1 rRNA gene (cut by a window edge) is annotated in these 650 nt (G+C 54.6%); it reads right to left on the reverse strand.

Features of this window, described 5'->3' with window-relative positions:
• Positions 1–615: ribosomal RNA gene (locus AMD30_RS24855) — 23S ribosomal RNA — on the reverse strand; it reaches 2,721 nt to the left of the window's first position.
• Positions 616–650 lie beyond the last annotated feature (35 nt).

Consider the following 650-nt stretch of genomic DNA (forward strand, 5'->3'; position numbering starts at 1 on the left):
GTAAGCGTCCGGTTTCAGGTACTATTTCACTCCCCTCCCGGGGTACTTTTCACCTTTCCCTCACGGTACTAGTCCGCTATCGGTCACCAGGAAGTATTCAGGCTTACCGGGTGGTCCCGGCAGATTCACAGCAGATTCCACGAGCCCGCTGCTACTTGGGGACACCGTCACGCAAGACCATGTGTTTTCAGCTACCGGACTCTCACCGACTACGGCAGACCATTCCAGGCCACTTCACCTAACACACGATTTTCTGACTCACGCTTCCACAGGCAGATGGAAGAAGACGAACCCCACAACCCCACACACACAACCCCTACCCGGTATCACATGCGCATGGTTTAGCCTCATCCGCTTTCGCTCGCCACTACTCACGGAATCACAATTGTTTTCTCTTCCTATGGGTACTGAGATGTTTCACTTCCCCACGTTCCCCCCACACAGCCTATACATTCAGCTGGTGGTAACACGACATCACTCGTGCTGGGTTTCCCCATTCGGACACCCTCGGATCACAGCTCGTTTGACAACTCCCCGAGGACTATCGCGGCCTACCACGTCCTTCATCGGCTCCTGGTACCAAGGCATCCACCGAACGCCCTTACACACTTACAACAACACCTACAAACAACCCCCACCACACAACCCCA

Origin of the sequence: Gordonia sp. HS-NH1 (assembly GCF_001418765.1) — a bacterium.
In the GTDB taxonomy this organism is placed as follows: Bacteria; Actinomycetota; Actinomycetes; order Mycobacteriales; family Mycobacteriaceae; genus Gordonia.